The sequence below is a fragment of the Methylocaldum sp. GT1TLB genome (assembly GCF_051027445.1).
In the GTDB taxonomy this organism is placed as follows: domain Bacteria; phylum Pseudomonadota; class Gammaproteobacteria; order Methylococcales; family Methylococcaceae; genus Methylocaldum.
Genome location: NZ_CP194898.1, coordinates 4,783,078 through 4,797,772, shown reverse-complemented (window position 1 = coordinate 4,797,772; position 14,695 = coordinate 4,783,078). Strand labels below are relative to the sequence as shown.

Sequence of the window (14,695 nt, the reverse complement as noted above, 5' to 3'; positions counted from 1 at the left end):
ATCCGTATTCACGCGTTTATTTTTCCTCGAACACGTCGACTCCCGGCGGAGGACGGAATTCGAACAGGCTGCGGTCCAGCTTGAGTCCCGTTTTCACCCCGGTGAAATAGATGCGGGTGAGCTGGCCGAAATTGTCGCTCAGTTCCATCCCCGCGAGCGTGTCGCCGTCCAGGCCGATCAGGACGTATTTGAATCCGCTGTCTTCGGCCTTCGGCACCAGCTTGATCCAGAACAAGCCCTCGTCCATGCCCTGATTCTCGATCTTGAAATTCTTTTCCAGCGCCACTTCGCCGCTCAGCAGCAGAGCTGGCGTGGAACCGATCGCATCGTCGAGGCGCTTGGCGGTTACCTGTTCGAGGTCGACGTCGTAGAACCAGACCTTGCCGCCATTGGAAACGATTTCCTGGCTGTAAGGCTTCTTGTAATCCCAGCGGAACTTGCCGGGACGCTGAAGATAGAACACGCCGCTGGTGCGCTGGCGGGGACTGCCGGCTTCATCGATCACGACCTGGGAAAATTCCGCCTGTAGGGTATTCGCTTTCGCCAGGAAATTCCGGAGCCGCTGGACCGGCGCCTCTTCCGCCGCTATCGGAAAGACCGGAAGAACGATCAATAAAAGAAGTAATGCTTTTTTGAACATCGTTTGTTTGTTACTCAAGAGTTCTTGGCCAGAACTTCCGCATAGCCGGTGTAATCGCGGGGCGTCAACGCCAGCAAGCGCTGCTTCGCGTCTTCCGGAATGCTCAGCCCGAGGATGAACTCGGACAGCGCCTCCGGCTCGATGCGCTTGCCCCGGGTCAGGTCCTTCAGCTTTTCGTAAGGCTTTTCGATGCCGTAACGGCGCATGACCGTTTGAATCGGCTCCGCCAGCACTTCCAGATTGGCGGCAAGATCGGCTTCCAGTACGCCCGCGTCGAGTTCGAGCTTCCCGAGCCCCTTGAGGGTCGATTGCAGCGCGATCAGCGTATGGGCGATCCCTACGCCGATGTTCCGCAGCACGGTCGAATCGGTCAAATCCCGCTGCCAGCGCGAGATCGGCAATTTTTCAGAAAGATGACCGAAGACCGCATTGGCCATCCCGAGATTGCCTTCCGAATTCTCGAAATCAATGGGATTGACCTTGTGCGGCATGGTCGAAGATCCCACTTCGCCAGCCACGGTTTTCTGGCGGAAATAGCCCAGCGAAACATAACCCCACACGTCGCGGTCGAAATCGATCAGCACAGTGTTGAAACGCGACAGGGCGTGGAAAAACTCGGCAAGATAATCGTGAGGTTCGATCTGGGTGGTGTAAGGATTGAACGTCAAACCCAAAGACGTAACGAAGTTTCGGCAAAAGATCGGCCAATCGATCTCGGGATAGGCAACCCGGTGGGCATTGTAATTGCCCACGGCACCGTTGATCTTGCCCAATAGTTCGATCGACTCCAATTGCTTCAGCTGTCTTTCGAGGCGGGCCGACACGTTGGCGAACTCCTTGCCCATGGTCGTCGGCGTAGCGGATTGTCCGTGGGTACGAGACAGCATCGGCTGGCCAGCATAGATCCCCGCCTTTTCTTTGATGGCGGCAACCAGTTGCCGAATCTGCGGCAGCAGAACGCTGTCCCGAGCTTCCTTCAGCATCAAGGCATACGCCAGATTGTTGATGTCCTCAGAGGTGCAGGCGAAGTGGATGAACTCGCTCACCCGAACCAATTCCACATGATCGGCGATCTTTTCCTTGAGGAAATATTCCACCGCCTTGACGTCGTGATTGGTCGTCCTTTCGATTTGTTTCACGCGTTCCGCATCGCTTACGGAGAAACCGGTCAGGATAGCCTCCAGGCGATCGTTGGCGCTATCGCTCAGCGCAGGCACCTCGCCAATGCCCGGCTCTCCTGCCAAAGTTTGCAGCCACCGAACTTCCACCAGCACCCGGAAACGAATGAGGCCGTATTCGCTGAGGATCGGGCGCAACTCGTCCGCTTTGTCGGCATAGCGCCCGTCGATGGGGGAAAGGCAGGTGAGAGACGTCATTCAGAAAACCTTAACTTTATAGTGAGATTGCGAAACTCAGGCCACAGCCCGAAAAACCGACGTCGAGGTCGGGGCGGCATCTAACGCGCGCTCGATGATCCCGCCGCCCAGGCACTCCTCGCCCTGATAGAACACCACCGATTGGCCCGGAGTCACGGCGCGCTGCGGTCGATCGAAGACGACGCGGATTCTCTGTTCGTCGACAGCTTCGACGGTACAGATCTGATCCGGCTGACGGTAACGGACTTTTGCAGCGCATCGAACAGGCGTATCGGGAGCCTTGCCGCGCACCCAGCTCAAGCTTCCGGCTTCCAGGCCGGCATGGAACAGCATCGGATGATCATGCCCCTGACCAACGACCAGAACATTGCGCTTCAAATCCTTGGCCAATACATACCATGGCTCTTCCGAGGCGCCTTTCATGCCGCCGATGCCGAGTCCTTGCCGTTGCCCCAGGGTGTAATACATCAACCCGTCGTGGCGTCCGATGATTTGACCGTCGGGCGTTTCAATCTCGCCCGGCTGAGCAGGCAAGAAACGCTGCAAGAATTCCTTGAAACGACGCTCGCCAATGAAGCAAATGCCGGTGCTGTCTTTCTTCTGATAATTGGATAATCCCGCCTGCTCGGCGCGCTTTCTGACCTCGGATTTTTCCATGCCCCCGATCGGGAACAACACGCGAGCCAACTGCGGCTGCCCCAGGGTGTAAATGAAATAGCTTTGATCCTTCTGTTGATCGATCCCTTTCAGCAGAGTGTAACCGCCGTCCCGACGTCCGACCCGCGCGTAATGCCCCGTCGCGATCAAATCGGCGCCTAAATCCGTCGCATAATCCATAAAGGCTTTGAACTTGATCTGCTGATTACAGAGGATATCCGGATTGGGCGTGCGGCCAGCTCTATACTCGCTCAGGAAGATTTCGAACACCTCGTCCCAATATTCGGCGGCAAAATTGACCGCGTGCAGCGGGATGCCCAGTTTGTCGCAGACGCCTTTCGCGTCGGCGAAATCCTGTGGAGCGGTGCAAAGGCCGGTATGATCGTCCTCCTCCCAATTCTTCATGAAAAGACCGATCACGTCATAGCCCTGTTCCAGGAGCAACAAAGCGGTGACGGAGGAATCCACTCCGCCTGACATACCGACGACGACTTTCTGGGACATGAATTCAACTCAGCAAGGATTTGAGCACCGACAAGGGATAGCGTTCCCCGGCGAGATAATCGTCGATGCATTTCATCACCAAAGGACTTCGAAGACGCATTTTCTCGCTCAAAAGTTCCTCGCGGGTCAGCCACAAACTGCTCACGATGCCCTCGTCGAGAGGACTATCCGGATCGTGACCATCAACCGACCCGACAATTCCGATTCGAAGAAAACTGGCGTCTCCCGCAGCCCGGCGCCATAGATAAATCCCAACCAGTGCCTCGGGTCTGAAATGCCATGCGGTCTCTTCGAAGGTTTCGCGGATAGCGGCCTCGATGACGTTCTCTCCTGCTTCGACATGACCTGCGGGCTGATTGATCACAAGCTTGCCGTTATCGGCTCGCTCCTCGACTACGAGAAAACGCGCGTCCCGCTCGACGATGGCCGCGACGGTGACTCGCGGCCTCTCATTCCGGCTGAATTCGGTTTCGAGCTGGTGCATGCACTTTTAACTGATGTGTAAATTGCCTAGCCGGTTCGCGTGTGCTAAAAGAAAAACGGCCATATAACATATAGAATTAGAATGTTGCGAGGTTTGTCGATGCCCGGTGGGCAGGCTAGGATAAACCCTCTAACTTACCCCTTCCGGCTGGAGCTGAATCATGCCGTTCAACCTAAGCAGTTTAGGATTAGCGATAAAGCTGTTATTTTCCGGTTATTTGACGGTCATAGCAATCGGCTATGCCGTCGCAATGATCCAGATCCTGTTTACCCACGGAATGGCTGACGGCAAATTCGGTCTTTCCATCGAAGATATCGTCTACAGCTATTACGGCAATCGTTCCGGTTCCGTACTTGAAAGCCAGCTGAACGGCTCCATGAAGCCCATGGCGCCGGACGAAGAACGCTTCAAGATCATCCAATGGGTGCGCGACGGCGCCAGCGAGAAAGCTTATGAAAGCGACATAAAGCCCATCTTCGAGCAACGCTGCGTCAGTTGTCACAATGCGGAAGCCGGCGGATTGCCCGACTTCACGCAATTCGCGACCATCAAAGCGCGGACCGCATCCGACGAGGGCGCGACTTTCTCGTCATTGACGCGCGTGTCGCATATTCATTTATTCGGCATTTCATTCATTTTCATGTTCGTCGGACTGATCTTCGCCTTATCCACGGGAGTTCCCGTGAAACTGAAGGGCGCGGCGATCATCATGCCTTACGCTTTCTTACTGCTTGACATCACATCCTGGTGGCTGACTAAACTGAACCCACACTTCGCCCTCCTGGTCGTTCTTGGAGGCGCTGGTTTGGCTATGGCGTTCGTATTCATGTGGGTGGTCTCGATGTACGAGATGTGGATACTCCCCAGAAAGCTTCCTTTTCCGGATCGTCGTAACGCTTTAACGCGATCGTGAAACCTATGGCGAATGGTTGTGACGGGAAATCATTTATACCAAGGGCGGTCTAATACAACGGAGCCCGCAGATGCTATAGTAGCCGTGGTCTAGACATGTTGCAGTTCAAGGGCGAGAAATGGCACAACATCCTGATCACAAGCTCACAGACGATGTTGTCGTACAGGAAGCGAAGCCAAAACTTAAACGGCCACCGCTTTATAAAGTGATTCTGTTGAACGACGATTTCACTCCGATGGATTTCGTCGTTTTGGTATTGAAAACGTTCTTCGGCATGAGCGAGGAAAAAGCTACCCAGATTATGCTTCACGTTCATACGCGGGGCATCGGCGTTTGTGGCGTCTTCTCCAAGGACGTTGCAGAAACCAAAGTCCAGCTGGTGAACGATTATTCTCGGCAGCACCAGCATCCTCTGCTTTGCACAATGGAGGAAGCCTGAACAGGCCCTGATTCTATGTTAAGCAAAGAACTCGAATATTCATTAAACGTCGCGTTCCGATCGGCCTACGAGAAAAGGCACGAATTCATAACCGTCGAGCATCTCTTGCTCGCGATGCTCGACAATTCGATAGCCGTTGAAGTGCTTCGCGCCTGCGGCGCGAACATCGATCAATTGAGAAAGGATCTGACCGAGTTTCTGGATGAAACGACGCCGCTCATCCCGCCTGGCGTGAAGCGCGAAACTCAGCCGACGCTCGGCTTTCAGCGAGTCCTCCAGAGAGCGGCCTTTCACGTCCAGTCCTCGGGCAAGAAAGAGGTCACCGGCGCCAACATCCTGGTCGCTATTTTCAGCGAGCAGGACTCCCAAGCCGTTTATCTGCTCAACAAGCAGGACGTGACCCGCTTGGACGTCGTCAATTACATTTCTCACGGCATTTCGAAAGTTCGCGAAGATTCGGATGCGAGTCCGAAAAGCAGCACCACTTCGGAAAGCGACGAAGGTGAAGGCGCTGCCGCCAATCCTTTGGAAAAATTTGCTTCCAACCTTAACGAATTGGCGAAACGCGGAAAGATTGACCCGCTGATCGGACGCAAGGGCGAGATCGAACGCACCATCCAGGTCCTGTGTCGGCGTCGCAAGAATAATCCGTTGCTGGTCGGCGAGGCCGGCGTCGGCAAGACCGCGATCGCTGAGGGACTGGCCAAGAAGATCGTCGACAAAGAGGTGCCGGAAGTCCTGTCGGAAAGCACGATTTATGCGCTGGATCTCGGCTCCTTGGTTGCCGGAACCAAATACCGCGGCGATTTCGAGAAACGCCTCAAGGCACTGCTTGCACAGCTCAAGAAAGAGCCCAATTCGATTCTGTTCATCGACGAGATTCACACCATTATCGGAGCCGGATCGGCGTCGGGCGGCGTGATGGACGCCTCGAACCTGATCAAGCCGGTATTGGCCTCGGGCGAACTGCGCTGCATTGGGTCCACCACTTATCAGGAATATCGGGGTATTTTCGAAAAAGACAGAGCTCTGGCCCGTCGTTTTCAGAAAATCGATATCCATGAGCCTACTGTCGACGAGACCTACCATATTCTGCGCGGACTCAAGTCGCGGTTCGAAAAACACCATGACGTGAAATATTCACTGGCAGCGCTCCGCACGGCAGCCGAATTATCCGATCGGTACATTACCGACCGTCACCTGCCGGACAAAGCTATCGACGTGATCGACGAGGCAGGGGCCAGCCAGCGGCTGTTGCCGGTTTCCCGCCGGAAGAAGCTGATCGGCACTTTGGAGATCGAGGATATCGTCTCGAAAATCGCGCGCATTCCGCCGAAAACGGTTTCCACCAACGACAAGGACAAACTGCGGGATCTCGAAAAGAATTTGAAGATGCTGGTATTCGGCCAGGATGAAGCCATTTCGACCTTGGCCTCCGCGATCAAACTGTCGCGAGCGGGACTTCGTGAAGTGCAAAAACCCATCGGCTGCTTCCTGTTCGCAGGCCCAACCGGCGTCGGAAAAACCGAAGTCACCCGCCAGTTGGCCAAGGTACTGGGCATCGAGCTCATCCGCTTCGATATGTCCGAATACATGGAGCGGCATACCGTATCCCGATTGATCGGTGCCCCGCCCGGCTATGTAGGCTTCGACCAGGGCGGCTTGTTGACCGAAGAAGTCAACAAGCATCCGCATGCAGTGTTGCTTCTCGACGAGGTCGAGAAGGCCCATACCGATGTGTTCAACCTGTTGCTGCAGGTCATGGATCACGGCACCTTGACCGATAACAACGGACGAAAGGCCGATTTCCGGAATATCATCCTGATCATGACGACCAATGCCGGAGCCTCCGAGGGCGGCAGGCCGTCGATCGGTTTTACCCAGCAGGATCACTCCACCGACAGCATGAAGGTCATCGAGCGAATGTTTTCGCCCGAGTTCCGCAACCGGCTGGATGCCATTATTCAGTTCAAGCCGCTCAACCTCGACATCATCGGCCAAGTCGTCGACAAGTTCATGTTCGAACTGGAATCGCAACTGGCGGAAAAGCGGGTGTCGGTGGTTTTGGAGCCCGATGCGCGGGAATGGCTGGCCGAACACGGCTTCGACCCGTCTATGGGGGCGAGACCCATGGCCCGGGTTATTCAGGAAAACATCAAAAAGCCCTTGGCCGATGAAATCCTATTCGGCAAGTTAAGCGAGGGCGGAGTAGTGAGAATCAGCGTGGAAGATGGCCAACTGGCGTTTACCATCGAAGGCGTGCACGAAGCAGCGGAAGTCTGAGTTCTTAACGCTGACGAAAGGTGATTCGGCCTTTCGTTAAATCGTACGGCGTCATTTCCACTTTTACGCGGTCACCCGTCAGAATGCGGATGTAATGCTTGCGCATTTTGCCGGAAATATGTGCCGTAATAATATGACCGTTATCCAACTGGACGCGAAAAGTCGTATTGGGCAAAGTTTCGATCACTTTGCCTTCCATTTCGATGTGATCTTCTTTCGACATAAACCTCTCTCAAAAGTGAATACGAACAGTAAAAGTCAAATAATACCATATTAAGTTTCAAGCACGATATTCTCGCCTTTTTCCACCAGTACCCAGTCTTCGCCCACCAGAGCCTGTAGAGGACGAAACGAATTTTTATAGCTCATTTTTCGGCAACCGGATATCCAGAATCCGAGATATAGCCAATCCAATCCGCGTCGTTTGGTCTCCGCTACTTGCCACAAAATGGCATAGCTGCCCAGGCTGAGTGCGGGTAAATCGGGATCGAAGAACGTATAAACCGCCGAGAGGCCATCGGCCAAACAGTCGGTGACAGCTACCGCCAACAAGCTATCCCCGCGCTTAAACTCGTAGAAACCGGTCTCCGCCCATCCGCACGCAAGAAAACGAATGTAATCCTCCGCCGAGGATTCGGCCATATGGCCATCCGAATGCCGCGCATTGAGATACCGCAGGAAGAGTCGATAGTGCGCCTCTTCGAATCGAGCCGGCTTCAGAGCAATTTCCAAATCGGCATTCATCCGCTGAATCCGACGCTGCCCGCGATTCGGCCGAAATCGCGCGACCGGTATGCGTACCGGCACACAAGCCGAGCAATTCGAGCAGTGCGGCCGGTAAACCATGTCGCCGCTTCGACGGAAACCTCTGGTTGCGAGCCACGAATAAATATCGACATCCAATGCCTCCCGTGGCGAAACATAAGCCATCTGCGCCTGCCTTCCCGGCAGGTAATCACAATCGTGCTCATAGCTGATGTAGAGCGGTATCGATTTCATAAAACCCCGCCCGCCGACTTCCAAGCCTCGCTCGAAACCGGCTGTTCACAATAAATTTGCAACAATTTCACAAACTCCGAGCGCGGAATCTCTTCCGCTCCCAAACTGGCTAAATGCCGGGTATAGACCTGGCAATCGATCAGGACATAACCCCACCGCTTCAAACAGTCGCACGCGAAAGCGAAAGCAGCCTTGGAAGCGTCAGTGACATGGTGAAACATCGATTCTCCAAAAAACACCCGGCCGACCGAAACCCCGTAAAGTCCGCCAACGAGAGCCTCTTCCTGCCACGCTTCGAAGGAATGGGCCAGGCCCAGATCAAAAAGATTGGAATAAGCCCGCTTCATCTCCCCTGTTATCCAGGTTCCACTCGCATAGTCTCGCGGCTCCGCACAAGCATCCATGACGCGGTCGAAACATACATCGAAACTGAAATGAAATTCACCGCGCCTGAGCCGCTTGCCAAGGCTCCGGGAAATCTTGATGTTCTCGGGACGTAGGATCAACCGCGGATCCGGCGACCACCAGAGAATCGGTTCGTCTTTGCCGAACCACGGAAAAACGCCGCTCCGATAGGCATTCACCAGCCGCCGCGCAGAGAGACACCCGCCCACTGCCAAGAGTCCGTTCGGTTCATCCAGAGCCGTTTCCACCGGCGGAAACGGCTCGTTTCGATCAAAGGGATTCAGAACGGTCAGCATGGTCGAAATTTTTGAAAGGCGAGTGGGCATTTAGTTCCGACATATAGGCGCGTACCAAACCCATCTCCCGCTCCAAAAAGCGTGCTATGGGGTCGCGGAATCCGACGTCGGCCAGCCAGTGGGCCGACCAGGTCTCGGTCGGCAGAAAGCCTCGACTGACTTTGTGTTCGCCCTGAGCGCCGGGTTCGAAGCGACGGAGGCCCTCCTCGATACAATATTCAATGCCCTGGTAATAGCAAGCCTCGAAATGAAGAGCGGTCACATCTTCCGTGCATCCCCAGTAGCGACCGTACAATGCATCGCGACCGACGAGAAAAAATGCTGCCCCGACGATTCGTCCGTGTCGCTCGGCGAGAACCAAAAGGATTTGCTCTCCCATCTTTGCGGCAATCGCTTCGAAAAACTCGAGCGTCAGTGCCGGATAGTTGCCATGTCTCGCGAAGGTGGACCGGTAAAGCTCGTACACCGTACGCCAAATGTCGGGCTCCACTCGGTCGCCCCGGATTCTTCGCAACTCCACCGAGGCGTCCCGCACCTGCCGGCGCTCCCGCTTCACTTCCTTGCGCCGCTTGGCGGTAAAGCCCGACAAAAAGTCCTCGAAATCCCGGTAGCCCCGGTTTTCCCAGTGGAATTGACAGCCGAGCCGCTTCAACACGCGCTCCGAATGCAGCAATACCCGGTCCTGCGTGAACAACCAGTGCAGCGAGGAAACTCCCGCATCACGCGCCGCCTCGATCGCGGACTCGACCGCGGCTTCCGCCAAGCTATCCGAGTAACGCTCGGGCGGAATCAGAAGACGCGGGCCCGTGGCCGGCGTGAACGGCGAGGCCACGACCAGCTTCGGATAATAGGGCATGCCTGCTCTTTCGTAGGCGTCCGCCCAGGCCCAATCGAAAACGAATTCGCCGAACGAGTTGAGTTTGAGATACGCCGGCAGGGCGCCTACCAGGCGGCGCTCGGAATCCTCGATCACCACATGGTAGGGAATCCAGCCGACGTGCTCGCCCAGGCAACCGCATTCCTCCAATGCGAGCAAGAATTCATGCCGTAGAAAGGGATAAGCGCCGTCGGTCAGCGCATTCCAGGCTTCGGGCTCGACCGCGCCGATATTGCGAATGATGCGCGACCTCAAGCCCGCCAACTGCGTCTTGTCTTGGGCATTCATCTCGTATCCTCAACAGTCAAAAGGCCGCATGCCGTGATCGATTCGCCAAACCATGAAATAATAACGCCTTTCCGCCAACACAATCCTGTCAAAATGGCTCAGTACATTTTCACGATGAACCGGGTGAGCAAAATCGTGCCGCCCAAACGCGAGATTTTGCGCGACATCTCGCTGTCCTTCTTTCCCGGCGCAAAGATCGGTGTGCTCGGCCTGAACGGGTCCGGCAAATCCACCCTGCTCCGCATCATGGCCGGCGTGGACAAGGAATACGACGGCGAAGCCCGGCCGCAGCCTGGAATCAAGATCGGCTTTCTTCCGCAGGAGCCTCAGCTCGACCCGACCAAGACCGTTCGCGGCAATGTCGAAGACGGCGTGGCTGAAATCAAGGCGTTGGTCGACCGCTTCAACGAGGTCAGCAACGCTTTCGGCGAACCCGACGCCGATTTCGACAAATTACTCGCCGAGCAGGCTGAACTCCAGGACAAAATCGAGGCTGCCGGCGCCTGGGAACTCGAACGCAAGCTGGAAATCGCCGCCGACGCCCTGCGCCTTCCGGACTGGAACGCCGACGTCACCAAGCTTTCAGGCGGCGAACGCCGCCGCGTCGCCCTGTGCCGGTTGCTGCTGTCGAATCCCGACATGCTGCTCCTCGACGAACCCACCAACCACTTAGACGCCGAATCGGTGGCTTGGCTCGAACGTTTCCTCCACGACTTTCAGGGCACGGTCATCGCCGTTACCCACGACCGCTATTTCCTGGACAATGTCGCCGGCTGGATTCTCGAATTGGACCGCGGCCACGGCATCCCCTGGGAAGGCAATTATTCCTCCTGGCTGGAACAGAAGGAAAAACGCCTGGAAATGGAGGAGAAGCAGGAAACCGCCCGCCAGAAAGCCATGAAGGAAGAGCTGGAATGGGTGCGCGCTAATCCCAAGGGCCGGCAGGCCAAGAGCAAGGCACGTTTACAGCGGTTCGAGGAACTGTCGTCCAGCGAATACCAGGCCCGTAACGAGACCCGCGAGATCTATATTCCGCCGGGGCCACGCCTGGGCGAACTGGTGGTGGAATTCGAGGGCGTCTCGAAGGGTTTCGGCGACCGACTGCTGATCGAGGACCTGAACTTCCGGCTGCCGCAGGGCGGCATCGTGGGCGTGATCGGCCCCAACGGCGTCGGCAAAACCACCCTGTTCCGCATGATGGCCGGTGCCGAAACGGCCGACACCGGCAATATCCGCGTAGGTCCGACGGTTCAGCTCGCCTATGTCGAGCAGTTCCGCGACGCCATGGACGACAAGAAAACCGTCTGGGAAGAAATTTCCGACGGCCTCGATATGGTCACGGTGGGCAAGTATCAGACGCCGTCCCGCGCCTATGTGGGCCGCTTCAACTTCAAAGGCTCGGATCAGCAGAAGCGCATCGGCGAGCTATCGGGCGGCGAACGCAACCGAGTTCATTTGGCCAAGCTGCTGAAAGCCGGCGGCAACGTGCTGTTGCTCGACGAGCCGACCAACGATCTCGACGTGGAAACCCTGCGGGCGCTTGAGGAAGCGCTGCTGGAATTCCCGGGCTGCGCTGTGGTCATTTCGCACGATCGCTGGTTCCTAGACCGCATCGCCACCCATATGCTCGCCTTCGAAGGCGATAGCAAGGTGGTCTGGTTCGAGGGCAACTATGCGGACTACGAAGCCGATCGCAAGCGTCGTTTAGGCGACGAAGCGGAAAATCCGCACCGGATCCGCTTCAAACCCTTGATGGGCTGAGAGCTTGTGGATAAACCTACTGCGCGATTCGAGTCCGCGCCTGCGGTGCTCAACGTACTCGATCTAACCAAGGCATCGCGTAGCGATTCTTTGAATCCCCCTCTCTCCTTATGGGAGAGGGCCGGGATGAGGGCCTGTACGCCTGTGCTTTTCACGCCGGACCTCCGTGTCCGGCACCCTATGGGCGGCAACTGCCGTGCAAATCGGCATTCCTGCCGATTTGTCGGCACGGACTCGAACCGCTCGCGACGGTTTCTCACAAGCTCTGATTCGAAGCTGTAATATGGTTATTTCTTCGCAAAGAAGGCCGATATGGCGGCGGCTCGATCCGCCGCCACTTTCTTAACGTGCGGACGGGATTCCATCATGCCCATATAATCGGCGGCGCCGGTGACTTTCTGCAAGAAATCCTCACCGTAAATGCGTTGCGTGGCGGATGACAGCAAACCGAAACTGGGCCAGAGGGCACAATCGGCCGCCGTGAAACGCTTGCCGGCTACATAAGGAGAAAATTTCGCGAGGCGATTGAACGCATCGATGCCCATACCGATTTTTTCCTTGACCTCGGCCTTGGTTTCATCCGAGGCTGAACCGCCGAAGAATGCCTCTCCGTACAGGCGCCGGACGACGAGTTCCACATTCAGCTCGAAATGTTGAATCAACTCCCGGCACTTGGCACGCTCGAAAGGGTCGGATGGATAAAGCGGATTTTGCGGAAACGCCTCTTCCAAGTATTCGAGAATGACCTGGGACTCCGAGAGCGGTCCTTTATCGGTTAACAAAAAAGGAATCTTACCGGCGGGCGAGAATTGCAAAATTGCTTCCTTATGGAACGGATTGGCCGCCTGCTCCTCGAACTCGATGCCTTTTTCCAGAAGAACCAGCTTGACCTTATTGTAATAATTGCTGATAGGAAAACCGCAAAGCTTAATCATCAATCCTCTCCTGAGTTAATAGCCGAAACGCCGGTTCCGAAAACCCAGAGTATCGTACATCGAACATCGCTCCACTAGCTCTATCGAACACATGACATTACCCAATTCAGTTACGTCCTTCGAACAATTAGCCATTGCCCAGCCCATCCTTCAGGCGCTCCGAGAGATCGGTTATGAAGCCCCGTCGCCTATTCAGGCGGAAAGCATCCCTCACCTATTGGAGGGACGCGATTTGCTCGGACAGGCCCAGACCGGCACAGGAAAAACCGCGGCCTTCGCAATTCCCATCCTGACCCGGATCGACCTGTCCCAGCGTTCGCCACAAGCCCTGGTGCTCGCGCCCACCCGCGAACTCGCCATCCAGGTGGCCGAGGCCTTCCAAACCTATGCCCGCCATCTCGAAGGCTTCCACATTCTGCCCGTTTACGGCGGCCAGGGCATGGGATCGCAATTGCGGCAACTCGCCCGCGGCGTCCATGTCATCGTGGGCACGCCGGGCCGGGTAATGGATCATCTCCGCCGCGGAACCTTGTCTTTGGATAATCTGACCACGCTGGTACTCGACGAAGCCGACGAAATGCTGCGCATGGGCTTCATCGAGGATGTCGAATGGATTCTGGAACAAACGCCGCAGACTCGCCAGATCGCGCTGTTTTCGGCCACCATGCCGACCGTCATCCGCAAAATCGCCGACCGGCATCTCAACAACGCGGCGGAAGTAAAAATCAAGGCGAAGACTGCCACCGTTGAGGCCATCAGCCAGCAATATTGGCTGGTCTCGGGCGTGCAAAAGCTGGAAGCCCTAACCCGCATTCTCGACGCGGAAGATTTTGACGCCATGATCATTTTCGTCCGCACCAAGACCGAAACCGTGGAGCTGGCCGAGAAACTGGAGGCTCGCGGGTATGAGGCCGCGGCCCTGAACGGGGATATGAGCCAGGTCTTGCGCGAGAAAGTCATCGACCGCTTGAAGAAGAATGCCCTGGACATCGTCGTCGCCACCGACGTCGCCGCGCGCGGACTGGACGTGGAGCGGATCACGCATGTCGTGAACTACGACATTCCCTACGACAGCGAAGCCTATATTCACCGCATCGGGCGCACCGGGCGCGCCGGGCGCAAAGGCAAGGCCATTCTGTTCGTCGCTCCGCGCGAAAGGCGAATGCTGCGCGCCATCGAGCAAACCACTAGACAACCCATACAGCAAATGCGGCTGCCTACCCTGCAGGACATCGCCGACCGCCGCATCGAGCAGTTCAAGGCTCAGTTGGTTCAAACTCTGGACGACGAGGACGTGAGCTTTTACCGGGAACTGGTGGACAAATTGGTCACCGACGAAATAGGCGATTCCGCCGATATCGCCGCCGCTCTCGCCTATCTGATGCATCGCGAACGTCCGCTGGAAGCTACCGAGGAACCGGAACTATCGGCTCCGGAACCGGTTCGTGAACGCCGGCGGGAAAGAACACGCCCGGAAGGAGGAACACTGCGCTACACCATCGACGTCGGCCGCGAGCACGGCGTGCAGCCCAAGGATATCGTCGGCGCCATTGCCAACGAAACCGGGCTTTCTTCCAAGCTGATCGGTCAGATCAAACTATTCGATACTTACAGCACGGTAGAACTTCCGGCCGATCTCCCGGACGATTTCTTTAGGCTACTGAAGAAAACCTGGGTAAAAAACCAGCGCCTCAATCTGCAATTGCTGGACAACGGCGGTCGGAAACCGGGCAAGAAGCCGGCAAAGTCCGGCGAACGCAAGTTCGGGAAACCGAAAGCCTCGGGGCAGGATAAACCGGCGGCGAAACGCCGCCCCAAAGAAGACCAGCCTTAAACCA

General features: G+C 56.2%; 14 protein-coding genes. 5 read left to right on the top strand and 9 right to left on the bottom strand.

Translation table 11 applies throughout. The features are described from left to right. Window positions 1-16 precede the first annotated feature (16 nt). Genes lolA through ACR2R1_RS21205 form a run of 4 tightly spaced genes read right to left on the bottom strand, consistent with a single transcriptional unit; the run spans window position 17 to window position 3,661 of the window. The gene (gene lolA / locus ACR2R1_RS21220; RefSeq protein ID WP_077728049.1) at window positions 17-640 is read right to left on the bottom strand and encodes an outer membrane lipoprotein chaperone LolA; all 624 of its coding nucleotides are present in this window, start codon (window positions 638-640) and stop codon (window positions 17-19) included. A 14-nt stretch (window positions 641-654) separates the two neighbouring features. After that, entirely contained in the window at window positions 655-2,016 is a 1,362-nt protein-coding gene (gene purB / locus ACR2R1_RS21215) for an adenylosuccinate lyase (protein WP_077728048.1), read from the bottom strand. Window positions 2,017-2,052: 36 nt separating this feature from the next. Continuing rightward, on the bottom strand, window positions 2,053-3,177 hold the full coding sequence (mnmA, locus tag ACR2R1_RS21210; RefSeq protein WP_077728047.1) for a tRNA 2-thiouridine(34) synthase MnmA: 1,125 nt from the start codon (window positions 3,175-3,177) through the stop codon (window positions 2,053-2,055). Window positions 3,178-3,181: 4 nt separating this feature from the next. After that, window positions 3,182-3,661: an NUDIX hydrolase gene (locus ACR2R1_RS21205; RefSeq protein WP_077728046.1), complete on the bottom strand. Its 480-nt coding sequence runs from the start codon at window positions 3,659-3,661 to the stop codon at window positions 3,182-3,184. A gap of 160 nt (window positions 3,662-3,821) precedes the next feature. Between ACR2R1_RS21205 and ACR2R1_RS21200 the strand changes: the two genes are divergently transcribed. The 3 genes from ACR2R1_RS21200 to clpA all read left to right on the top strand — a co-directional run bounded on the left by ACR2R1_RS21200 (window position 3,822) and on the right by clpA (window position 7,296). Further along, on the top strand, window positions 3,822-4,574 hold the full coding sequence (locus tag ACR2R1_RS21200) for an elongation factor-1 alpha (RefSeq protein ID WP_077728045.1): 753 nt from the start codon (window positions 3,822-3,824) through the stop codon (window positions 4,572-4,574). A 118-nt stretch (window positions 4,575-4,692) separates the two neighbouring features. Then, the gene (gene clpS / locus ACR2R1_RS21195; RefSeq protein ID WP_077728044.1) at window positions 4,693-5,013 is read left to right on the top strand and encodes an ATP-dependent Clp protease adapter ClpS; all 321 of its coding nucleotides are present in this window, start codon (window positions 4,693-4,695) and stop codon (window positions 5,011-5,013) included. A gap of 15 nt (window positions 5,014-5,028) precedes the next feature. Continuing rightward, on the top strand, window positions 5,029-7,296 hold the full coding sequence (clpA, locus tag ACR2R1_RS21190) for an ATP-dependent Clp protease ATP-binding subunit ClpA (RefSeq protein WP_077728043.1): 2,268 nt from the start codon (window positions 5,029-5,031) through the stop codon (window positions 7,294-7,296). 4 nt (window positions 7,297-7,300) lie between these two features. Here the strand turns inward: clpA and infA are convergent, their stop codons facing one another. From infA to ACR2R1_RS21170, 4 genes are read right to left on the bottom strand one after another with little or no spacing between them, the layout of a single operon-like run. Then, entirely contained in the window at window positions 7,301-7,519 is a 219-nt protein-coding gene (gene infA / locus ACR2R1_RS21185) for a translation initiation factor IF-1 (RefSeq protein ID WP_026609371.1), read from the bottom strand. A gap of 50 nt (window positions 7,520-7,569) precedes the next feature. Then, the gene (locus tag ACR2R1_RS21180) at window positions 7,570-8,295 is read right to left on the bottom strand and encodes an arginyltransferase (protein WP_086133568.1); all 726 of its coding nucleotides are present in this window, start codon (window positions 8,293-8,295) and stop codon (window positions 7,570-7,572) included. Further along, window positions 8,292-8,996, bottom strand: coding sequence for a leucyl/phenylalanyl-tRNA--protein transferase (gene aat / locus ACR2R1_RS21175; RefSeq protein WP_434111808.1), 705 nt, complete (start codon window positions 8,994-8,996; stop codon window positions 8,292-8,294). Before aat ends, ACR2R1_RS21180 begins: the two co-directional genes overlap by 4 nt. Beyond that, window positions 8,971-10,161 carry a GNAT family N-acetyltransferase gene (locus ACR2R1_RS21170; RefSeq protein WP_434111806.1) on the bottom strand — a complete coding sequence of 397 codons (1,191 nt, stop codon included), beginning with the start codon at window positions 10,159-10,161 and terminating at the stop codon, window positions 8,971-8,973. The genes aat and ACR2R1_RS21170 overlap by 26 nt, the downstream gene beginning before the upstream one ends. Before the next feature lie 93 nt (window positions 10,162-10,254). On the opposite strand from ACR2R1_RS21170, the gene ettA reads away from it, so the two are divergent. Then, complete coding sequence (gene ettA / locus ACR2R1_RS21165; protein WP_086133571.1) at window positions 10,255-11,922, top strand: energy-dependent translational throttle protein EttA; 1,668 nt, start codon at window positions 10,255-10,257, stop codon at window positions 11,920-11,922. Window positions 11,923-12,209: 287 nt separating this feature from the next. Here ettA and ACR2R1_RS21160 read toward each other — a convergent pair whose 3' ends face one another. Continuing rightward, window positions 12,210-12,857, bottom strand: coding sequence for a glutathione S-transferase family protein (locus tag ACR2R1_RS21160; protein ID WP_210024161.1), 648 nt, complete (start codon window positions 12,855-12,857; stop codon window positions 12,210-12,212). A gap of 91 nt (window positions 12,858-12,948) precedes the next feature. On the opposite strand from ACR2R1_RS21160, the gene ACR2R1_RS21155 reads away from it, so the two are divergent. Further along, window positions 12,949-14,691: a DEAD/DEAH box helicase gene (locus ACR2R1_RS21155; RefSeq protein WP_077728038.1), complete on the top strand. Its 1,743-nt coding sequence runs from the start codon at window positions 12,949-12,951 to the stop codon at window positions 14,689-14,691. Window positions 14,692-14,695: the final 4 nt, after the last annotated feature.